Below are 20,311 nucleotides of genomic sequence, written 5' to 3'. Positions count from 1 at the left end.
GTCGTCACGAAGCGGCGGCGATCGCCTCTTCGATATCCGTCCACAGGGCCTCGGTTCCTTCGAGGCCGACATGGAGGCGTACGGACCGCGGATGAATGCCAAAGGCATGCGCGGAATTCGGCTGTGCCTTCTGCTGAAGCACGACCTCGCCCGGTACGATCAAGCTTTCATGTCCACCCCAGCTCACGCCCAGTTTGAAGAGCTTGAGGTGATCGGCGAAGGTGCGGATGTCCACGCCTTCGCGGAAGATGAAGGAGAAGAGGCCCGACGTGCCGTTGAGGCCCGAAGGCAGGCGGTTGGCGAGGCCCGGATGGCAGACCTGCTCGACGCAATCGAGCGCCTGCAGGCGCTGGGCAACCGTCATCGCCGCCGTCTGGTGGGCCTTCATGCGGATCGGCAGGGTGCGCAGGCCGCGGATCAACAGCCAGGCATCGAAGGGCGAAAGCTTGCCGCCGAGATAGGGATAGGCCTCGGCCTTGATGCGAGCGATCATCTCCTTCGAACCGGCAACGACGCCGGCGACGACATCGCTATGGCCGCCCAGATATTTCGAAGCCGAATGGATGACGATATCGACGCCCAGCGTGATCGGCCGCTGGAAGATCGGGCTTGCCCAGCTGTTGTCGATCATCGTGACGACGCCATGCTTCTTGGCAAGAGCCGCCAGTGCGCCGACATCATGGGCTTCCATCACCCAGCTCGTCGGGCTTTCCATGTAGAAGACCTTGGCGCCCGGAAGTGCCTTGGCGACTTCCTCCTCGTCGCGGCCGTCGACATAGGTGACCTCGACCTTCATGCGCTTCAGGATGGTGCCGAACAGGCGGAAGGCATCGGGATAGACATGCTTGACGGCGACGATGCGATCGCCCGGCTCGACGAAGCTCAGGACGGCGGACGAGATCGCCGCCATGCCGCTTGCAAAACCGAGCGCGTCTTCGGCGCCTTCGAGCTTCGCCAGCATCTCCTCGAACATGCGCACCGTCGGGTTGAGGCCGCGCGTATAGATCGGCCGCACCTTCTCGCCGCGATAGGAGGCGATCATGTCGTCGTAGCCGGAGAAGGTGAACAGCGACGTCTGGAAGATCGGCGGCACCACGGCCTCGGCGAAATTGCCGTCGTCATGAGCGGTGATCAGCGAAGCGAAATCGAACGGTTCGGAGCCGTCAGTCATTTGGACATTTCCTTGATGTCTTCCTCGACGACGTCGAGGATCTTCAATGTTTCGCAGCGCGCCGCTTCGGGGTCCTGAGCGGCGATCGCGTTGAAAAGCGTACGGTGAAAGGGAAACGAGCGGCGGGCAAAGTCCTGCCGGTCGAAAGGATGCGACCAGAAGCGCACGAAGGTCTCGCGCATCTGTTCCAGAAGCTGGCCGAACATCGGATTATGCGTGGCATCGTAGACCGCCATGTGGAAGGCGAGGTCCTCAGGGCCCGATGTGCCCTTGGCGATATGGACGCGCTCCATCTCGTTGAGCTTCGTCTCGATGTTGACGACATCCTCGGCCGTGCGCTTGCGGGCCGCGACCATTGCCGCCTCGCACTCGATGCCGCGGCGCACTTCCAGCGTCTGCAGCAAGGCATCGCGCAGATTGGCGCCCTCGAACGAGAGCGGAACGTGAATGGTCGCCTTCGAAACCGGTTTCAGTAGATAGGTTCCGCTGCCCTTCCGGGTCTCGATGACACCGAGCGCCTGGAAGTGGCGGATGGCTTCGCGAATGGTCGAACGTCCGACGGCAAGGGCGGACATCAGCTCGCGCTCGGCCGGAAGCCGGTCGCCCGCCTTCAGCTTTGCATCCTCGACGTAATGCGCCAGCGCCTCGGTCACCTGACGCGCACGATCGATCGCCGGAAGCGGCCGGATTACCGGCCTGTCGCCCACATTTGCCTTCATGGTTCCCCATTTTTCTTTATCAGGCAGTCGACCTTAAATTGGTCTGACATCTTAGCATTCCGTAAGAATCTTTCGCCGTCAAGGGCGGTGACGAAAGAATTGGTTCATGAATTGGGGATGGCGCGCCGACCCATATGGTGGCGCGAAAAAGCGTTCAGCCCTGCAGGCTGGCGGCGACGTTGAGAAGCATGCGGCGGCAGTCTTCGAGTTCCGACGTCAGAATGAATTCGTCGGCCTTATGAGCGCGGGCGATGTCGCCGGGGCCGCAGATGATTGCGGGAATGCCGGCGCGCTCGAAGAGGCCGGCCTCGGTTCCGTAGCTCACCGCCGGGACGGCTGCCACGCCTGAGGCATCGCCGACCAACGCGGCGAGTGGGCTATCTACCGGGAGCGCCATGCCCGGATAATCGGAGATCGTTTCCGTTGCTACCTCGAAGCCCGTCGCCTCGATCTCGCATGCCGCGGCCAGCACAGGCTGTAAAAGCGCGGAGGGTTCGATGCCCGGTACGGCGCGTACCTCGATGTCGAGCCGCGCATGTTCCGGGATGACGTTGAGCGCCACGCCGCCGCTGACGATTCCAGCCTGAAGTGTCGAATAAGGCGGCGCGAAGAACATGTTCTGATCGGCCTGTTCCAGCCGCTCCGATTGCCGGACGGCCTCCGACAACACGCTGGCGAGCGCGTGGATCGCATTACGGCCGAGATCGGGGCGCGAGGAATGGCCTGCCGTTCCCCTGATCGAGATGCGCGCCGCCGCCTTGCCCTTATGCGAAAGGATCGGCGCCATACCGCTCGGTTCGCCGACGATGCAGCCGGACGGCAAGGCGCAGAGCGACGGTATCGCGGCGATCATATGCGGCACGCCACGGCAGCCCGCTTCCTCATCGTAAGAGAAGGCGAAATGCAGCGGGCGGTCGAGGCGCATGGCGGCTATTTCGGGCACGATCGACATCGCTGCCGCGAGAAATCCTTTCATGTCGCTCGTTCCCCGTCCGTATAGACGGTTTTGCTCGACGCGGAGCGTGAAGGGATCGGACGACCATGTCCGACCTTCTGCCGGAACGACGTCCATATGGCCCGACAGGATCAGTCCCGGCCGCTCCACAGGGCCGAAACTGGCGTACAGGTTGGACCGGTCACCTTCCGGTCCGGGAAGGACATGCACGCTCGCGCCGAAGGCCTGAAGATAGTCCCTGACATAGGAAACGATTGCCGCATTGGGTGTGCCGACGACCGACGGAAAACCGATCAACCCGGCCAATATCTCCTGCACATCCGCCGTCATCTTCGCCCCTCCCCTAAAGCTCGATCAGCACGCTCTTCTGGCGGCGGTTCGATTTGTAAGCCTGCTTGCCGAGGTCCTTGCCGATGCCGGAGCTCTTGTAGCCGCCGGTCGGCAGGATGTGGTCGCGCGAGCGGCCGTAGCGGTTGACCCAGATAGTGCCCGCCTCGATCCGCTTCGCCGCTCTCAACCCCTGCGACAGGTCCGTCGTGTAGACACCGGCGGCAAGGCCGTAGGAGGGGTGATCGCTGAGCGCGAAGGCTTCCTCTTCGTCGTCGAAAGTCTGCAGCGTCAGTACCGGGCCGAAGATCTCCTCGGCGAGCGCCGGCGAATTCGCGGCGAGGTTCGCAAGGATCGTCGGCTCGTAGAAATAGCCCTGCCGTTCCATTCGCTTGCCACCGATGACGCATTCGGCGCCACCTGTAATCGAGGCATCGACGATGGTTTCGATGCGCTGCAGCTGACGTTCGGAAATGACCGGCGAATAGTCGCTTTCAGCGTCCCAGGTCGGCCCGGCGCGGTGCGTGGACATCGCCTCCGTGAGCGCTGCCAGCAGTGGCTCCGCGATGCGCCGGTCGGCGATCACCCGCGTACCGGCGACGCAGGTCTGCCCGGCGTTCAGGAGAATGCTGCGCGCGATGCAGCCGGCGGCTTTCTTGAGATCGGCAGACGCGAAGACCACTTGCGGGCTCTTGCCGCCAAGCTCCAGCGTCACTGGCTTGATCTGCGACGAGGCGATCGTCTTCATGATCGCGCCACCCGCAACGGTCGACCCGGTGAAGCTCACCTTGGCGATATCGGGATGCGCGACGATGCTGGCGCCGGTCGTCGGACCGTCCCCGAGCACGACATTGACGATGCCGGCCGGTATACCGGCGCGAACGGCCAGTTCCGCGAGATAGAGTGTCGAGAATGGCGTCAGTTCGGACGGTTTCAGCACGATTGCGTTGCCTGCTGCGAGCGCCGGTCCCATCTTCCAGCCGGCCATCGAGAGCGGCACGTTCCAGGGGGTGATAGCCCCGACCACGCCATAGGGCTCGCTGAGGATCATGCCGAGATGGTTGCCGTCCGTCGGCACGACGTCTCCGCCCTCCTTGTCGGCCATTTCGGCGAAGAAGCGGATCTGCTCGGCGGTCACCGCGACATCGATCGATACGGACTGCGCGATCGGACGCGCCGAGGAAAGGGATTCCAGCCGCCCGAGCTTTTCGCCCTCGGCGATAATCAGATCGGCCCAGCGATGCAGCGCCTCGGCGCGCAGGCGCGGACGCCATGTAGCCCAGCCGCTCGATCTCAGTGCGCTCTTTGCCGTCGAGACGGCCTGATCGACGATATCGGCACTGGCGATCGGGCAGATCGCATAGCTGACGGCGTCGGACGGGCGCAGCAGTTCGATCTCCGGTGCGCCAGAGACAAGCCTGTCGCCGATCCAGTGGCCGAGGGGAAGTTCGATGCGATCGGGATCGAAGGAAATCGTCATGGCAAAACCGTCAGGAAATGGAACTGAAAAGAGACGGCGGCGCATGGCCGCCGGAAAGGCAAATGACCGCGGGGCGCAAACCCCGCGGCCGTTCGATCAGGCCTGTTTGACGCGCGGCGTCTGGCTGCCTTGCAGATTGCGGGTCAGGAGCGTGACGACGACGAGCGTGACGACGTTCAGGACGAGCGCGACGATGCCGACATTGAGATCGGCCAGCGGCGTCGGCAGGAAGGGGAAGAGCGCCGCAACCGTGCTCTTCGTCAGCGTGACCCAGGCAACGGTCGCCTCACCGACGATGACGCTGGCGAAGGCAGCCGTGCGCGTCACCGGGTTGTTGCGCATCAGGCTCGCCAGCAGGACCGGGAAGAGCTGCGTGACGAAGGCATAGGCCATCAGCAGCAGCGCGACGATCGTATCGCCACCGCCAAGCGTGAAATAGACCGCAACCAGCATGACGCAGGGCGCCATCAGCTTGGCAACGAAGCCGACATGGGCTTCACTGACCTGCGGACGCAGCGGGCGATAGATGTTGTTGGCCACCAGCGTCGCCGCCGTCACCAGGATCATCGATCCCGGCACCAGGGCCGTCAGCACGCCGGCAGCGCCGATGACGCCGACGAACCAGGGGTCGAAGGTCTGCAGCGAGATCTTGAACAGCGCCAGGTCGATATCGCCGCCCTGCAGGCCGGGAACCTGGAGCACGGTGGCAAAGCCGACGAAGAAGATGAACAGCAGCATCAGCTGGTAGATCGGCAAGACATAGGCGTTCTTGCGCAGCGCATCTTCCCGCTTCGCAGCGAAGGTTGCGGTGAACATATGCGGCCACATGTAGAAGCCAAGGGTCGAAAGCAGCACGGTGGAGACCAGCCAGGTCGAGCTCTGGCCACTTTCCGGCAGCGCCAGGAAGCCGGGCTTTGCCTGATCGATCGCCTCGAACATCGCGCCGATACCGCCATAATAGTGGTACGGCAGGTAAAGGCCGAGGAACACGGCGACTGACATCACCAGGATGTCCTTGACGACGGAGGTCCAGGCCGAGCCATGGATGCCGGAGACGAAGACATAGGCGGCAACGATCACGGCACCGATCCAGATGCCCTGCGTCGACGAGATCGCCGAATAGGAGGCGACGTTGATGATGATGCCGAGACCCTTGAGCTGCAGGATGAGATAGGGGATCAGCGCCACGACGCCGACGACGGCGACGAGAACACCGAAGGACCGGCTCTCATACTTGGCCGCGAAGAAATCCGGCTGCGAGATGAGCTTGCGCTCCTTGGCATAGCGCCAGATCGGCGGCAGCAGCCAATAGGAAAGCACGAAGCACAGGCTGCCATAGCCCAGCATGTAATAGGCCGGCGCGCCCTTGCCATAGGCATAGCCACTGCCGCCCAGGAAGACGAAGGTGGTGTAGATCTCGCCTGCCATCAGCAGGAAGATGATCATGGCGCCGAATCCGCGGCCACCGACCGTCCACTGCTCGAGGTTCATGTCCTTGCCGCGGCGGGCACGAAGGCCGAGCACCAGGGCGACGATGAGGATGCCGAAAATGAAGAAAAGGGCGCTGTTCACTTCCGCTCTCCTTCAGCTGCATCGCTGGCATGGGCGCCGGATGCCTTGTCGGAGAAATAGATGCAGGCCATGACGATCGAAGTCGCCACCAGCATCAGCGAATACCATCCAAGCATGAAGGGCATGCCCAGAATGAACGGCTTCACCTGGTTCAGAAAGAACGGGGCAACGAGAACCCCGCAGATCGGTATCAGACTAAGTAAATGTATGGGTCGCATATGTTCCATCCTCTATGAAGCGACTGGTCGATTGTCCCGCTCTTCCGGCGGATTGCTCCCGCACCCCTCTCCTCCTGAGAGATGGTTCGGTAATTCTTGTGATGTCGTGTTTGGCCTCTAGCGCCGCCCGCCGGCGAGCAGCCTGGCCTCCGGATCCCGCCGCAATCGCCACATGGCGATACAGCCGGCGAAGGGGCCGATTGCCAGCATGGTGAAGGCGCCGGGCCAGCCGAAGAGATCCCGCACTTCGGGCACCAGATGAATGCTGGCCATGGTCAGCAAAAATCCCGCGCAGGTCTGCGCCGTCAGCAGCGTTCCGACCGAGCTTGGTTCGGCAAGCTCGGCGATCGATGCCGAAAACTGTGCGGAATCGGCGATCACGGTGATGCCCCAGATGATCGCGACCGGGATCAGCACGGCGAGCGGCGCGGCATAGAGCCAGCCGATCAGCGCTGCGCAGATGCCGCTTGCGGCCATGGCCGTGATCGTCACGAAGGTACGCCCCCGGCGATCCGCAAGCATGCCGCCGAACCAGGATCCGACTGCGCCGACCGCGACGGCCGCGAAGGTCAGCCACGCCGCCTTCGCATCCGAATTTTCCATGCCGCGATCGGCGAAGGACTGGTGCAGGAAGACCGGCAGCCATGCCCACATGGCGTAGAGCTCCCACATGTGGCCGAGATAGCCGAGATTGACGCGCCTGAGCGACGTGCGGCGCCAGCTCTGGGCGATCTTGCTCATGTCGACCGCGCTGGCACGGCGAATGTTCGGGCCGAGCTTGACGAAGCCGATCAGCACCGCTGCTGCCAGAGCAGAAGCTGAGGCAACACCATAGATCGCCCGCCACTCGACATCGCCGGTCGCAGCCAAGAGATGCGGGCTTGCCGAACCCAGCGTCAGCGCCCCGACCAGCAGGCCGATGAGCAGGCCGAGATCGCGATTGGCCCAGGTCGCCGCCATCCGCATGCCGACGGGATAAACGCCCGCCATGCAGACGCCCGTCAGAAAGCGCAGCAGGATCACCGCGCCACCGGTCGGCGGCAGGAAGATCAGGCAGGCGGTCGCAACCGCGGCGATCGCGGCGCAGAGCGCAAACAGCCGCCTTGGGTCGAAACGGTCGGCGAGCGACAGCAGGGCTGAGACGATGGTCCCGGCGACAAAGCCGATCTGTACCGCCGTCGTCAGCAGCGCCTCTTGCGAGGCGCCGATCGTATAATGCTGCTTGATGCCGGCGATTGCCGCGCTCGAAGAAAACCAGACGCTCATCGCCGCCACCTGCGCGGCGAGGATCAGTGCCAACGATAGAGCCTTGCCAGTGCCTGGCGCGGCGAGCGGGTTGGCGCCGGGGGGTGTCGTTCGCCCGCTCATCGGATCAGGCCCTCGCCTCGGCAGCCGGAGCAGGCTTGCCGACCCGATGGAAGTCGCGGCCGAAATAGATCAGCCCGTCACGGTCGAGCTGGTTGCGGACCGCCTTCACGCGGCAGTAGAAGACGGTATGCGTGCCGACTTCGGAGACGGAATCGACCTCGCAATCGATGGCGCAAACCGCGCCGTCCAGCGCCGGAGCGCCGGTTTCGAGAGTGCCCCAGCTGGCGCAGGCCAGCCGCTCGCTGATCGACAGACCCTTGGTCGCAAACTGCATGGCGACCGTCTTCTGCTCGGCCGAGAGCACGTTGACGCAGAGATTGCCGTTCTTGCGGATGATCTCGTTATTGGCGCTCGAACGGTTGATGCAGACGAGCAGCGTCGGCGGCTCATCGGTCACCGAGCAGACGGCCGAAACCGTGCAACCCGCGAGACCGGCTTCGCCATTCGACGTGATGATGTTGACGGCGGCCGCCAGGCCGGCCATGGCATCGCGATACGCGGATTTGTCGACCACGTTCAATCCTCCTCCAGATCCCTGCAAGCCTTAGCGGGCGGCTACGCCGCCGCGATATTGCGCGGCCGAATGTGTCGATGGCAGGCGCGCATGGCCAAACAGCTTGTCGCGATAGGTGCCGTCGGCATAGCTGGTCTTGTAGGCGCCCTTCTCCTGCAGCACCGGGATCAGCAGGTTGACGACATCGTCGATGCTTTCGGGGGCGACCGTGCGTGACAGGTTGAAGCCTGCCACGCCGGTTTCCTCGCTCCAGCCGATAAGGGTGTCCGCCACTTCCTCAGCCGAGCCAACCCAGGGCGCCTGGCGGCTGCCGAGCACCATCTGCTCCAGGAGCTTGCGGCGCGTCCATTTCGGACCCGCAGCCTTGTTCATGATCTCGACATTCGAGGTGATCGCCTGGCTCTTGCCGGTCTCGATCGGCTCGTCGATGTCATATTTCGAGAAGTCGATGCCGAGCGAGGCGGCGGCATGCACCAGTGCCGCTTCGGAGCTGACATAGCGCTTGTATTCCTCGAATTTCTCCTGCGCTTCGGCTGTCGTCTTGCCGAGCACCAGCGTGGCGCCGAGGAACAGCTTAACGTCATCGGCCGAGCGGCCCTTTGCAACGGCGCGCGCCTTGATGTCGTCGGTGATGCCGCGGACATCTTCCTTCTTCTGGCCGTTGACGAAGACACATTCCGCATGGGCCGCGGCAAATTCGCGGCCGCGTGGCGAAGAACCTGCCTGATAGAGAACCGGCGTACGCTGCGGCGACGGCGTGCAGAGATGCATCGCATCGACCTTGTATTGCGGCCCCTCGTGATGGATGACGCGCACCTTGCTCGGATCGGCAAAGACCGCGTTGGCGCGATCCATGACAACGGCGTCGTCATCCCAGGAGCCTTCCCACAGCTTGTAGACCAGCGACATATATTCGTCGGCGAGATCGTAGCGGTCGTCATGGGCGACCTGGCCCTGCAGGCCGATGGCGCGCGCCGCGCTGTCGAGATAGCCGGTGACGATGTTCCAGCCGATGCGCCCACCGGTCAGATGATCGAGCGTCGACATGCGCCGGGCAAACAGGAAGGGCTGCTCGTAGGTCAGGTTGCAGGTGACGCCGAAGCCGAGGTTTTTAGTGACCGCGGCCATCGCCGGGATGAGGATCGTCGGATCGTTGGCCGGCAGTTGCACGCCGCTGCGCACCGCCGCGTCCGGGCTGCCGCCATAGACGTCATAGACGCCGACCACATCGGCGAAGAAGATGCCGTCGAACAGGCCGGCCTCGAGCTTGCGGGCGTATTCCGTCCAATATTGTAGATCATTGACGCGCACCGACTGATCCCGCGGATGCGTCCACATCCCCTGCTGGATGTGACCCGGGCAAAACATATCGAATGCGTTGAGATGGATTTGGCGAGGCATTTATTGGCTCCCCCTCGTAAATGTTCGCTCTATCTGTCCACCATACTGGACTTTCTGTGTCACTATGATGAGCGATTGATCTATGTCAAGGAATTTTCTGAAAAGTGTGATCACGCCGCAGAACGCCGGCAACACTGCACAAGCACGCCAGAACGCGGGCAGAAAGGCTTCGCCTGGCGACGCAAAGCCGCCACTATAAGAGTACGGAACACACAAGAAAGTTGCGGATAGACATGCTCCGCCTTCAGGCGGCCTGGAAAATCAGGACCGCTCGATCAGGAATCGCGTAGCACGATCACCGCGTAGCGGCAGGGCCGGTCGCTCTCGTTGCGGAAAGTGCAGTCGTTCGGCGGCCCGAGTTCCAGGCAGTCGCCTTCCTTCATCTCATGGCGCGCCTCGCCTTCGAGGAAGACCAGTTCGCCATCGAGCACCCAGATGATGTGCTTGCGATTGATATAGGACGCCGCAGGGAAGGACGATTCCTTGCCGGGCGGGAAATCGATATTGATGACATCGATCGGCGTCGCCGACCGCGGCGAGACATGGCGACGCGCATAGCCGGTCACGGGATCGATCCAGACGGGCTGCTCGCCCTTGCGCAGCAGCATCCCCTCCTGCATCTCGGCACGCACCATCAGCGTCGACATGCTCATCTCGAACGCACCCGCAAGCCGCGCCAGAAGCATCGCTGTCGGGCTCGCCTCGCCACGCTCGACCTTATGGATCATCGCCCGCGACACGCTCGACCGCTTCGCCAGCTCCGTCAAAGACCAGCCGCGCAGTTCCCGCTCAATTCTCACCCGTGCGCCGAGACGCTCATCGATATTATCCAACATGCAGATATCATTAGCGTCTCACACCCCTCCCCGGCAACTGCCGCAGCGGAACTGTCAGATACTTTAAAAAGCCTGGACAAGCTGCCTACAGCAGCTTGTCCAGGGTGATCGGCAGATCGCGGATGCGCTTTCCGGTGGCGTTGTAGACGGCATTTGCGACGGCGGCGGCGACGCCGGTGATGCCGATTTCGCCGATGCCGCGGGCGCCCATCGGCGCCTGCGGGTCGGGCTCGTTCGTGTAGATGATGTCGATCTCGGGGACGTCCATCTGCACCGGCACGTGATATTCGGCGAGCGATGCGTTGACGACGCGGCCGTAGCGTTCGTCGAAATTGGTCTCTTCGGTCAGCGCCAGTCCAATCCCCATGATGATGCCGCCCTTGAACTGGCTGATCGCCGTCTTGGCGTTGAGGATCACTCCGGCGTCGAAGGAGCCCAGGAAGCGCGATATGCGGGTTTCGCCGGTGATTTCGCTGACCCTGACTTCGCAGAATTGCGCGCCGTAGGAGTGCATGGAGAAGGCCTCCATTTCCGCCGGTGGCGGTGCTTCACCCTGAACGACAAGCTCGTCCCTCCCCGCGCGTCGCAGGATCGACGGATAGGATTCGAAGCGTCCTTTCTCGTCGCGATGGCCGATACCACCGTCTCTCGGCTCGACCTCGGCAAGCGAAAGGCCGGCAAGCGGCGAGTCGTTTCCGGCGAGCTTCAGCAGTTCGTCGACGAAGATTTCCGTGGCCGCGATCACCGCGCCTGCGATCGACGCCGTCTGCGTCGAGCCGCCAGCGATCACGCCGCGCGGCAGGGTGCTGTCGCCATAGTCGAAGGTCACGTCCTCGAATGGGATGCCGAGGCGGAGCGCGATATGCTCGGCCTGGGCGGTTGCCGTGCCCATGCCCATATCGTGGACAGCAGTGGAAACCGTCACCTTGCCCTCGGCCGTCAGCCGCATCCTCACGGCGCCGCCGGGGAAGCGGTGATAGGGATAGGTCGCGGTTGCGCATCCCATGCCGATCAGCCATTCGCCGTCGCGCTTCTGGCGCGGCACCATACTGCGCCCGCTCCAGCCGAATTTCTCGGCACCCTTCTCATAGCATTCAATGAGGCGCCGCGATGAAAAGGGCTTGCCGCTGGTCGGGTCCCTTTTGGGCTCGATGCGGCGGCGGAGTTCGATCGGGTCGAGCTTCAGCTTCTCTGCCAGCTCGTCGATTGCCGATTCCAGCGCGAAGGTGCCGACGGATTCGCCGGGCGCGCGCATGAAGGTGTTGGCGAGCATATCCATGTCGGCCACTTCCTGCGCGAGCCGGAAGGATCCGGCCGCATACATATGACGGGCCGGGAAGGTGAACTGCTCGGGACAGGAATTGTGTAGCGTCATCGCGACGATGCCGGTGTGGATCAGGGCGTCGAGCGTCCCATCCACCTTGGCGCCGAGCGCGACACGCTGCTCGGTGACGGTGCGCCCGCCGACAAGACGGAAGACGCCTTCGCGGGAGAGCACAATGCGCACCGGCCGCCCGGCGAGCTTCGCTGCCGCACAGGCAAGGATCTGGTGGTCCCACAGGCATTTTCCGCCAAACCCGCCGCCGACATAGGGCGATGTGACGTGCACATTCTGCGGGTCGATCCCGAAGATGTCGGCGAGCTGCCCGGCGGTCAGATCCAGGAGCTGGCTGGCATCGTGCATTCGCAGATGCTCGCCATCCCAGGCGACGGTCGCGGCATGCAGCTCGATGGCGTTGTGATTATGCCTGGGCGTCCGGTATATCTGGTCGACGCTGACTTCGGCACTTTTCAGAGCGGCCTCGGCGTCACCGATCTCCAGGATCGGTGGCTGGCCGAGCAGTGTTTCAAGCTGCCTCGGCGTCTTCTTCGCCTCGTCGAACGAGGTGACAGCCGGCAAGGTCGCGTATTCGGTCTTGATCAGGCTTGTCGCATAATCCGCCTGCTCCTGCGTCTCGGCAAGCACACAGGCAACCGGCTGGCCGTTCCAGTGTATCTCGTCGTTCTGCATCACCGGCAGGTCGCTGGCGCCTGCGGCCGTCGGCGACGACATCATCAGCGATGGCGCCTTCATCCGCGGGGCGTTGTGATAAGTCATGACGAGAATGACGCCCGGCGCCTTTTCTGCTGCCACCGTCTCGATCGACAGAATGCGCCCGCGCGCAATCGTGCTGAAACTCAAGGCCGCGTAGCAGATGTTGTCATAGGGATATTCGGCCGCATAGCGGGCGCCACCCTGAACCTTCAGCGGTCCGTCTATGCGCGAAACCGGGCGCCCGAGCGCTCCATGCCGGCGCAGCATCGGATCCGATGTCACGGCGGGCTGCCAGCGGCCGGATTTTGCGGTGGTGGTTTCCGGCTGGGTGCTCATGCGCCCTCTCCCTTCAGTTCGTTGAGGACGGCAACGATCGTTCGCTTGGCGAGCTCGATCTTGAAGCCATTATCGCGAAGTGCCTTTGCGGATGAGAGCTCAGCCTCTGCCGCGGCCCGGAAGGTCTGTTCCGTGGCCGGTTGCCCTCTCAGCGCTGCCTCCGCTTTCGAAGCACGCCACGGCTTGGGCGCGACGCCGCCAAGCGCCAGCCTGACATCGCGGATGTTGCCGGCATCATCGATGTCGAGCGCGGCCGCCACCGAGACGAGCGCGAAGGCATAGCTCGCCCGATCGCGCACCTTGCGATAGGTCGAACGCCGGCCGAAGGACAGCTGCGGGATTTCCACTGCCGTGATCAGCTCCCGGGGCCGCAATTCGGTTTCGAGATCGGCACGATCGCCGGGTAGCCGGTGAAGTTCCGCAAGCGGGATCGCGCGCCGGCCCGACGGACCCTCGACATGAACCACGGCATCGAGCGCCACAAGCGCCACGCACATATCGGACGGATGTGTCGCCACGCAGGATGAGGAGGCCCCGAGAACGGCATGATAGCGATTGAAGCCGCCGATCGCGTCGCAACCGCCACCCGGTTCGCGTTTGTTGCAGTGAGAGGCGTTGTCGTAGAAATAACGGCAGCGCGTTCTCTGGAGGATATTGCCAGCGACGGTCGCCATGTTGCGGATCTGCGCGCTGGCGCCGGAGAGAAGCGCACGAGACAGCACCGGATAGGCAGATCGCACCCGCATATCGGCCGCAAGCGCCGTGTTCTTGACCGCTCCACCGATCATCAGCGTGCCATCGCCGGTCTGATCGATGCCATCGGCGAGTGCGGTGACATCGATCAGTGTCTGCGGACATTCGACTGTCTCCCGCATCAGGTCGACGAGATTGGTGCCGCCGCCGAGATATCTGGCGGCGCTGCTCTTTCCGGAGAGCTCGATCGCGGCGGATGGGGTGGATGCCTTCTCATAGGTGAAGAGGTTCATGCGCGTGCCCTCTCCTTCGTCTCGGCGGCGGCCTGGCCGGAATAGGTCTCGGCGATTGCCTCGATGATGCCGTTATAGGCTCCGCATCGACAGAGATTGCCGCTCATGCGCTCGCGCAATTCAGTTTCCGTCTGAGCGATCTGCTCAGCAGCCAGATCCCGGGTGATGGCGCTCGGCACGCCGCGGGCGATTTCCGCGGCCATGCCGATGGCGGAACAGAGCTGTCCCGGCGTGCAATAGCCGCATTGAAAGCCGTCATGCTCGATGAACGCCTTCTGCAGCGGGTGAAGATCGCCATTTTTGGCCAGGCCCTCGACCGTAGTGATGCTGCGCCCCTGATATTGGACCGCGAGCGCCAGACAGGAGTTGATGCGCTCCCCGTCGACAAGCACGGTGCAGGCGCCGCACGCCCCCTGGTCGCAGCCCTTCTTGGTGCCCATGAGGCCGGCATAGTTTCGCAAGAGATCGAGCACCGACGTGCGGATATCCGCAGTGACATCGATCGGCTCGCCATTGATGGTGAATTGCATAAGCGTTCTCCTTATGCGCTGACGGTTTTTTGAAACTTCACCCCAAGGGACCTAGAAAGCGGCGCCGAAGTTTCAAACGATTTGTGATGAGGATTTCGCTGCGTATCGGCGGCAAAGATCAACTCTTTGAATATTCGAGTCGATCCGATGCAATCGACCGTAGAAATGCGCTCGCGCGGCAAGTGTCAGAACGTCGCACCAAGCAACGCCCAAGTGCAGGCTTCAGCCTTTACTAAGGAGTCCCCGGCATAATGCTCGCCAAAGAGGGGCGGGCACGCGTCAGTGGGCAATAAATTAACGTGGACGAATAACGAGCTTGAAGACCTGGTCAGGCAGCTCGGCATTGCGCTTGAGGCATCCGGCATCGGGATCTGGCAGCACAATATCGCCAAGAACCAGACCCGGTGGGACGATCAGCTGCAGCGCATTTACGGCGTTGCCAAGGGCGAACACGACGTCATCTGGCTGGAGAGCGTGCATCCCGACGACTGTCCGGGTGCCAGCACGATCTTCAAGGCGGCCATTGCCAACAAGAGCGACTATGCCTCGGAGTTTCGCATCATCCGCCCGGATGGCGAGATCCGCCATATCCGATCACGGGCACAGTATTTCGTGGACGGCCAGGGCGAGGCCTGCTTCATCGGCGCCGAATGGGATGTGACCGAAGACGCATTGCGCAACCAGCAACTCGCCAAGCAGCGCGAAGCCGCCGAGCAGAGCCGGGCGGAAGCGCGCTATGCGGCCGATCACGATTCTCTCACAAGCCTGCTGAACCGCCGCGCCTTCGACGATGCCTTTGCGCGCCTGCTGCAGGCGTCCGAACCCGTTGCCTCGCTCTGTCATATCGATATCGACCGGTTCAAGGAGATCAACGACCGCTTCGGCCATGGCGGCGGCGATACGGTGTTGCGGCACGTCGGTTCCGTGCTTGCTTCGGGGATCGCCGGTGGAGAGATTGCAGCGCGCCTTGGCGGTGACGAATTTGCGGTTCTGTCGCTTTCGCCTGAGCCAGATCGTATGCGCGAGATCGTCGCGAGGATCCGCCAAGACCTGCACAAGCCGGTCTTTATCGATGGCGAGCCTTTCACCGTCGAATGCTCGATCGGCTATGCCCATGCGAGCGGCGCCGATGTTGCCGCGCTGCTGACGTCTTCCGACATCGCGCTCTACGAGGCGAAGAAGAACGGCCGCAATCGCGACCAGCTGTTTACGCCGGCACTTGCCGAGAAGCGCAACGCTGAAAAGCAGATGCTGCAGGAGTTGCGCAGCGGCCTGCACATCGGCGAGATCGTGCCCTTTTATCAGGTAAAGGTCCGAGCCAGCGATTATGCGATCTGCGGTCTCGAAGCACTTGCCCGCTGGGAGAGCCCGAAGGGCTTGCGAATGCCGGGCGATTTCCTTGAGCTTGCTGCCGCTAACGGCCTGATGGACGCCGTCGATGACGCTGTCTTCCGCCGCGTGATCTTCGATATCAATCGCTGGTCGATGGCGGGGATCAAGGTTCCGACGGTGTCCGTCAACCTCTCGGCCGCCCGGCTCGGCGATCCGTCGCTGCCCGGCAAGGTTAGCGCGCTCGGTATTGCACCCGGGCAAATCAGCTTCGAATTCATCGAGACCATCTTCCTGGATACGCTTAGCGAGCAGGTGAAGCGCAATATCGAGCGCATCCGCCAGCTCGGCATCGATATCGAGATCGACGATCTTGGTTCCGGCCATGCCTCGCTGCTCGGCCTGCTCGAGCTCAGGCCCAATCGCGTCAAGATCGACCGCCACCTCGTGCTGCCGATCCTGAAGAGCGAGACTCAGCGGCGGCTGATCGGCTCGCTGATCGACATTGCCCGCACGCTCGAGATCGAGGTCGTCGCCGAGGGTGTCGAGACGCTGGATCACGCCCGCCTGCTGGCCGGGCTTGGCGCCGATACGCTGCAGGGATACGCCTTCGGCCGGCCGCAACCGGCGCAGGTGACACAGGCGGTTCTGGAGACGGCCGCTGCCCGCAAGATGGAGAATGCCGGCTGAGATGGTTCAGAACTGTCCTACGCCGTGCGCCTTCAGCGCATCGAGAAACGGTTTTGGCCGCAGGTCGGTATCGAGCGGCAGGCCGCGGTTGAAGCCGGGCGAGGTTCCGTCGCGCCAGTAGCCATGCTGCTTGTAGGCCTCGACCTCTTCGGGCGGTAGCCCAAGCCAGGAATAGCGATCCGTCAGCCCCCAGGTGGCAACGCCGCGCAGATCCTCGAAATCGCAGACCACATCGAGATAGCGCGCCACTTCTGCGCCGACTTTCGCATCGCGCTCTACCGCTGACATGACATAGTCGGCTTCGGTGACGTCGAGCTCGGTGACGAAGACGAAGAGACCGAGATTACGGATCTCCTTCAAGAAGCTCGAAATGGCAGCCTGCGACACCGGCCCCTTGCGCAGGTCGAGATGGGCCTGCAGCCCGATACCACCGATCGGGGCACCACCCTTCTTCAGCCGCTCGAGCAGCCGCAGGAAGTGGTAGCGCCGGTCATGCTCCACGGTCAGATCATATTCGAGCCCATATTCGTTGATCAGCAGCTCGGCACCCGGTGATGCCGCCCACGCCGCCTGAAGTGCCGTCGCGATGTAATCGGCGCCAAAACAGTCCAGGAAGACGGATGGCCTGAGGCCGTCGTCCCGGAATCCCGTATCGATCGGCTCGTTGACGACGTCCCAATAGCGGACACCCGCGTAGCGGCCGACCATCCGGCCGATATGACCCGTGACGGTGCTCCAGTCGCGGGTCTCGCGGAGATGGTCAGGCAGCCAGGGCGGCATGCTGCGGTGCCAGAGCAGCGTATGGCCGTAGATTTCTTTGCCGTGATCCCTGGCGAAATTCGCCACCGTATCTGCGGCTTCGAACGAGAACTGCCCTTGCCGCGGCTCGATCTGGTCCCATTTGAACTCAATCTCGGGCGTCAGGCGGCTGCAATATTGCAGCAGAGAATCCCGGTATTGCCCGTCCGCTTCGATGAATTGGGTACGGGCGGCTGACCCGAAAGGGATAGGCCTACTCCTTTGGGATGAGTACGCTGGCTTTAAGGATGAAGCGGCTGCAATTGCGCCCATAGCTCCGGTTGCAATATTCCTTAAGAAGCCCCGCCTCGACAACTCTGGCATTGTATTTCCCCAGGTAACGGCTTCTGCTTTTCACAGAAATAAGGCCTTCAGAAGATTAAAACCGCAATTTCCGGTTATCATATGTAATTGTATTTTCGGAAAAGCTATATTAATGGACCGTTAACAACAAGAAATAGGGGGAAGCCTCAAGGACATTCTATCAACTGCTTGCTGAAGAGCGTTGTTCTTCGGAGCGCTATTGTATGGAGTCCTAAGGTGATAGAGTTTAATCATGCGACCGGGTCGCTGCGTCCCGCTCTTGAGGGCGCGAATATCCTGATAACCGGCGGCGCCGGTTTCCTCGGATCTCATCTTGCAGATCTGCTCGTTTCCCGTGGCAATCACGTTTACTGCCTCGACAATTTCCACACCGGCCGTGCGTCCAATCTCTCCAGACTCCAGTTCAGCAACCGCCTGAGCGTCGTGCAGCATGACGTCACCGACGAACTGCCCGATACGCTGCCGAAATTCGCCGAGATCTACAATCTCGCCTGCCCGGCCTCGCCCGTCCACTATCAGGCCGATCCGGTTTCGACCGCAATGATCAATTGCAAGGGCGCCTGGAACGTGCTGCGCCGTGCTGAACGCGACGGCGCCCGCGTCTTCCACGCCTCCACCTCGGAAATCTACGGCGATCCCGAAATCCACCCGCAGCCGGAACACTACTGGGGCAACGTCAACACCGTCGGCCCACGCTCCTGCTACGATGAGGGCAAGCGCTTTGCCGAGACGCTGTTTACCGATTTCGGCAAGACCCGCGGCGTCACGGTCCGCATGGTCCGCATCTTTAACACCTACGGGCCGCGCATGCAGCCGGACGATGGCCGCGTTGTCTCGAACTTCGTCATCCAGGCGCTGCTCGGCCAGCCGCTGACCGTCTATGGCGACGGCAGCCAGACGCGCTCCTTCTGCTATGTCGACGACCTGATCCGCGGCTTCGATCTCCTGATGCGCAGCGAAGTCGCCGACAGCCCGGTCAATCTCGGCAATCCCGGCGAATTCACCATGGAGGAACTGGCGCATCTCGTGCTTGAGATCACCGGCTCCCGCTCGCCGATCGTCCGCCTGCCGCTTCCGGTCGACGATCCGAAGCGCCGCAAGCCCGATATCAGCAAGGCGAGCGAGCTTCTCGGCTGGCGCCCTGAAGTGAGCCTCCGCGAGGGGCTGCTCAAGACCATCGAATATTTCGACGGCGAACTCAGACGGCAGCCCGCCGCTGTCATCAGCGCTGCTGAATAACCATCAGATTATAGGTGAAACATGAAAGTCGTAATTGTTGGCTCCGGCTATGTGGGCCTGGTTTCCGGTGCGTGCTTTTCCGCCCTCGGTCACTCCGTCGTCTGCGTCGATAGCAACGCGCAGAAGATCAACCTCCTGAACTCCGGCGGCGTGCCGATCTTCGAGCCCGGTCTCGACGCGCTGATCAAGACCAATATCGATGAGAGCAGGCTGACCTTCTCGACCGATCTCAAGTCATCGCTCAAAGGCGCCGATTTCGCCTTCATCGCCGTCGGCACGCCGACCCGCCAGGGTGGCAGCGAAGCGGATCTGACGAGCGTCTATGCCGTCGCCTCCGAAATCGCGCTCAGCGCCGAAGACGGCCTCGTCGTCGTCACCAAGTCGACCGTGCCAGTCGGCACCGGCGATGCCGTCGAGGCGATCATCCGCACCTCGCGGCCCGATCTCGTCTTCGCCGCCGTCTCCAATCCGGAATTCCTGAAGGAAGGCAGCGCCATCGATGACTTCATGAGCCCGGATCGCGTCGTCGTCGGCTGCGATGTTCCCTGGGCGACCGAGAAGATGAAGATGCTCTACGAGCCGCTGCGCGCCCAGGGCGCTCCGATCCTCTATACCGGCCGCAATGCCGCTGAAGTCATCAAGTATGCGGCAAACGCCTTCCTTGCCATCAAGATCTCCTTCATCAACGAGATCGCCGATTTCTGCGAGGCGGTCTCCGCCGATGTCTCGGAAGTCGCAAACGGGATCGGCCAGGACACCCGTATCGGCCGCGCCTTCCTGAACCCGGGTCCAGGCTATGGCGGCTCCTGTTTCCCGAAGGACTCGCTGGCATTGCTGGCAACCGCGCAGAGCCATTCGGTCAGCCTGCGCGTCGTCGAGAGCTCGATTGCCGCCAACGATGCCAGAAAGCGTGGCATCGGCCGGCGCGTCATCACGGCGCTCGGCAATCAGGTACGCGGCAAGACGATCGCCATCCTTGGCCTGACCTTCAAGGCCAATACCGACGACATGCGCGAGGCGCCATCGCTCAACATCATCGCCGCCCTGCAGAAGATGGGTGCCCGTGTCCGCGCCTATGATCCGGAGGGCATGGAGCAGGCGCGTCACTATCTGCAGAATGTCGATTATGCCGAGAACGCCTATGACTGCGTCGCCGACGCCGATGGCATCGTCGTCGCGACCGAGTGGAAGGAATTCCAGGGGCTCGACTTTGCCCGCCTCGGCTCGCTGGTCAGTCATCCTGTCATCGTCGACCTGCGCAACATCCTCGACAGCCGCAAGGTCGAGGCTGCCGGTTTCGAGCTTCACCGGATCGGCTCGCCGCGCCGCACCGAGACCGCATCGATCCAGGTCACCCCGCGCCTCCTGAAGCCCAAGAATGCAGGCCGCGTCGAGCGGGAGCATCCGGCGGCCAATGGTTCGGTGCGCCCGGCACCACAGCCTGCTGCAGTGTAATATTTATATCCAATCAAAGGTTTAGCGT

At 62.6% G+C, this 20,311-nt stretch carries 17 protein-coding genes; 3 read left to right on the top strand and 14 right to left on the bottom strand.

Going from position 1 to position 20,311, the window contains the following annotated elements; genetic code table 11:
* Positions 1-4 precede the first annotated feature (4 nt).
* The 13 genes from F2982_RS21275 to F2982_RS21215 form a co-directional block, all read right to left on the bottom strand.
* Entirely contained in the window at positions 5-1,171 is a 1,167-nt protein-coding gene (locus tag F2982_RS21275) for a PLP-dependent transferase (protein WP_203430792.1), read from the bottom strand.
* Positions 1,168-1,890: a FadR/GntR family transcriptional regulator gene (locus F2982_RS21270; protein WP_199628131.1), complete on the bottom strand. Its 723-nt coding sequence runs from the start codon at positions 1,888-1,890 to the stop codon at positions 1,168-1,170. Before F2982_RS21270 ends, F2982_RS21275 begins: the two co-directional genes overlap by 4 nt.
* A 154-nt stretch (positions 1,891-2,044) precedes the next feature.
* The gene (gene argE, locus F2982_RS21265) at positions 2,045-3,175 is read right to left on the bottom strand and encodes an acetylornithine deacetylase (RefSeq protein ID WP_203430791.1); all 1,131 of its coding nucleotides are present in this window, start codon (positions 3,173-3,175) and stop codon (positions 2,045-2,047) included.
* Between the two features lie 13 nt (positions 3,176-3,188).
* Entirely contained in the window at positions 3,189-4,652 is a 1,464-nt protein-coding gene (locus tag F2982_RS21260; protein WP_203430790.1) for an aldehyde dehydrogenase family protein, read from the bottom strand.
* A gap of 96 nt (positions 4,653-4,748) precedes the next feature.
* Positions 4,749-6,224, bottom strand: coding sequence for a sodium:solute symporter (locus tag F2982_RS21255; protein WP_203430789.1), 1,476 nt, complete (start codon positions 6,222-6,224; stop codon positions 4,749-4,751).
* Positions 6,221-6,442 carry a DUF3311 domain-containing protein gene (locus F2982_RS21250; protein WP_112711316.1) on the bottom strand — a complete coding sequence of 74 codons (222 nt, stop codon included), beginning with the start codon at positions 6,440-6,442 and terminating at the stop codon, positions 6,221-6,223. Before F2982_RS21250 ends, F2982_RS21255 begins: the two co-directional genes overlap by 4 nt.
* 117 nt (positions 6,443-6,559) lie before the next feature.
* The gene (locus F2982_RS21245) at positions 6,560-7,810 is read right to left on the bottom strand and encodes an MFS transporter (RefSeq protein WP_203430788.1); all 1,251 of its coding nucleotides are present in this window, start codon (positions 7,808-7,810) and stop codon (positions 6,560-6,562) included.
* A gap of 4 nt (positions 7,811-7,814) precedes the next feature.
* Complete coding sequence (locus tag F2982_RS21240) at positions 7,815-8,324, bottom strand: flavin reductase (protein WP_112711317.1); 510 nt, start codon at positions 8,322-8,324, stop codon at positions 7,815-7,817.
* Between the two features lie 30 nt (positions 8,325-8,354).
* A complete protein-coding gene (locus tag F2982_RS21235) occupies positions 8,355-9,725 on the bottom strand; it encodes an LLM class flavin-dependent oxidoreductase (RefSeq protein WP_203430787.1) in 1,371 nt (456 codons plus the stop codon).
* A 275-nt stretch (positions 9,726-10,000) separates the two neighbouring features.
* Positions 10,001-10,561 carry an XRE family transcriptional regulator gene (locus F2982_RS21230; RefSeq protein WP_112711037.1) on the bottom strand — a complete coding sequence of 187 codons (561 nt, stop codon included), beginning with the start codon at positions 10,559-10,561 and terminating at the stop codon, positions 10,001-10,003.
* Between the two features lie 85 nt (positions 10,562-10,646).
* Positions 10,647-12,863 (bottom strand): xanthine dehydrogenase family protein molybdopterin-binding subunit, encoded by a 2,217-nt coding sequence (locus F2982_RS21225; RefSeq protein ID WP_246777676.1) that lies wholly within the window; start codon positions 12,861-12,863, stop codon positions 10,647-10,649.
* Positions 12,864-12,928: 65 nt separating this feature from the next.
* On the bottom strand, positions 12,929-13,918 hold the full coding sequence (locus F2982_RS21220) for a xanthine dehydrogenase family protein subunit M (protein ID WP_203430785.1): 990 nt from the start codon (positions 13,916-13,918) through the stop codon (positions 12,929-12,931).
* The gene (locus F2982_RS21215; protein WP_203430784.1) at positions 13,915-14,448 is read right to left on the bottom strand and encodes a 2Fe-2S iron-sulfur cluster-binding protein; all 534 of its coding nucleotides are present in this window, start codon (positions 14,446-14,448) and stop codon (positions 13,915-13,917) included. Before F2982_RS21215 ends, F2982_RS21220 begins: the two co-directional genes overlap by 4 nt.
* A 282-nt stretch (positions 14,449-14,730) precedes the next feature.
* Between F2982_RS21215 and F2982_RS21210 the strand changes: the two genes are divergently transcribed.
* Positions 14,731-16,467: a GGDEF domain-containing phosphodiesterase gene (locus F2982_RS21210; protein WP_203430783.1), complete on the top strand. Its 1,737-nt coding sequence runs from the start codon at positions 14,731-14,733 to the stop codon at positions 16,465-16,467.
* Positions 16,468-16,473: 6 nt separating this feature from the next.
* Here F2982_RS21210 and F2982_RS21205 read toward each other — a convergent pair whose 3' ends face one another.
* Positions 16,474-17,538 (bottom strand): endo-1,4-beta-xylanase, encoded by a 1,065-nt coding sequence (locus F2982_RS21205; protein ID WP_203430782.1) that lies wholly within the window; start codon positions 17,536-17,538, stop codon positions 16,474-16,476.
* 267 nt (positions 17,539-17,805) lie between these two features.
* Between F2982_RS21205 and F2982_RS21200 the strand changes: the two genes are divergently transcribed.
* Together F2982_RS21200 and F2982_RS21195 are read left to right on the top strand one after the other, a co-directional pair.
* Positions 17,806-18,828, top strand: a complete 1,023-nt coding sequence (locus F2982_RS21200) for a UDP-glucuronic acid decarboxylase family protein (RefSeq protein WP_246777632.1) — start codon at positions 17,806-17,808, stop codon at positions 18,826-18,828.
* Between the two features lie 21 nt (positions 18,829-18,849).
* On the top strand, positions 18,850-20,283 hold the full coding sequence (locus F2982_RS21195; RefSeq protein ID WP_203430781.1) for a UDP-glucose/GDP-mannose dehydrogenase family protein: 1,434 nt from the start codon (positions 18,850-18,852) through the stop codon (positions 20,281-20,283).
* Positions 20,284-20,311: the final 28 nt, after the last annotated feature.

It is taken from the genome of Rhizobium sp. BG4, assembly GCF_016864575.1.
Lineage (GTDB): Bacteria > Pseudomonadota > Alphaproteobacteria > Rhizobiales > Rhizobiaceae > Rhizobium.
Note: the sequence above shows the minus strand (reverse complement) of the source record. Positions and strands in the feature narration are given on the sequence as shown.

Bases quoted from the DNA above. Each gene is read 5' to 3' on its own strand.
- F2982_RS21275 (WP_203430792.1), bottom strand. From the start codon at position 1,171: ATGACTGACGGCTCCGAACCGTTCGATTTCGCTTCGCTGATCACCGCT.
- F2982_RS21270 (WP_199628131.1), bottom strand. From the start codon at position 1,890: ATGAAGGCAAATGTGGGCGACAGGCCGGTAATCCGGCCGCTTCCGGCG.
- argE (WP_203430791.1), bottom strand. From the start codon at position 3,175: ATGACGGCGGATGTGCAGGAGATATTGGCCGGGTTGATCGGTTTTCCG.
- F2982_RS21260 (WP_203430790.1), bottom strand. From the start codon at position 4,652: ATGACGATTTCCTTCGATCCCGATCGCATCGAACTTCCCCTCGGCCAC.
- F2982_RS21250 (WP_112711316.1), bottom strand. From the start codon at position 6,442: ATGCGACCCATACATTTACTTAGTCTGATACCGATCTGCGGGGTTCTC.
- F2982_RS21245 (WP_203430788.1), bottom strand. From the start codon at position 7,810: ATGAGCGGGCGAACGACACCCCCCGGCGCCAACCCGCTCGCCGCGCCA.
- F2982_RS21235 (WP_203430787.1), bottom strand. From the start codon at position 9,725: ATGCCTCGCCAAATCCATCTCAACGCATTCGATATGTTTTGCCCGGGT.
- F2982_RS21230 (WP_112711037.1), bottom strand. From the start codon at position 10,561: ATGTTGGATAATATCGATGAGCGTCTCGGCGCACGGGTGAGAATTGAG.
- F2982_RS21225 (WP_246777676.1), bottom strand. From the start codon at position 12,863: ATGCTGCGCCGGCATGGAGCGCTCGGGCGCCCGGTTTCGCGCATAGAC.
- F2982_RS21220 (WP_203430785.1), bottom strand. From the start codon at position 13,918: ATGAACCTCTTCACCTATGAGAAGGCATCCACCCCATCCGCCGCGATC.
- F2982_RS21215 (WP_203430784.1), bottom strand. From the start codon at position 14,448: ATGCAATTCACCATCAATGGCGAGCCGATCGATGTCACTGCGGATATC.
- F2982_RS21205 (WP_203430782.1), bottom strand. From the start codon at position 17,538: ATGGGCGCAATTGCAGCCGCTTCATCCTTAAAGCCAGCGTACTCATCC.
- F2982_RS21195 (WP_203430781.1), top strand. From the start codon at position 18,850: ATGAAAGTCGTAATTGTTGGCTCCGGCTATGTGGGCCTGGTTTCCGGT.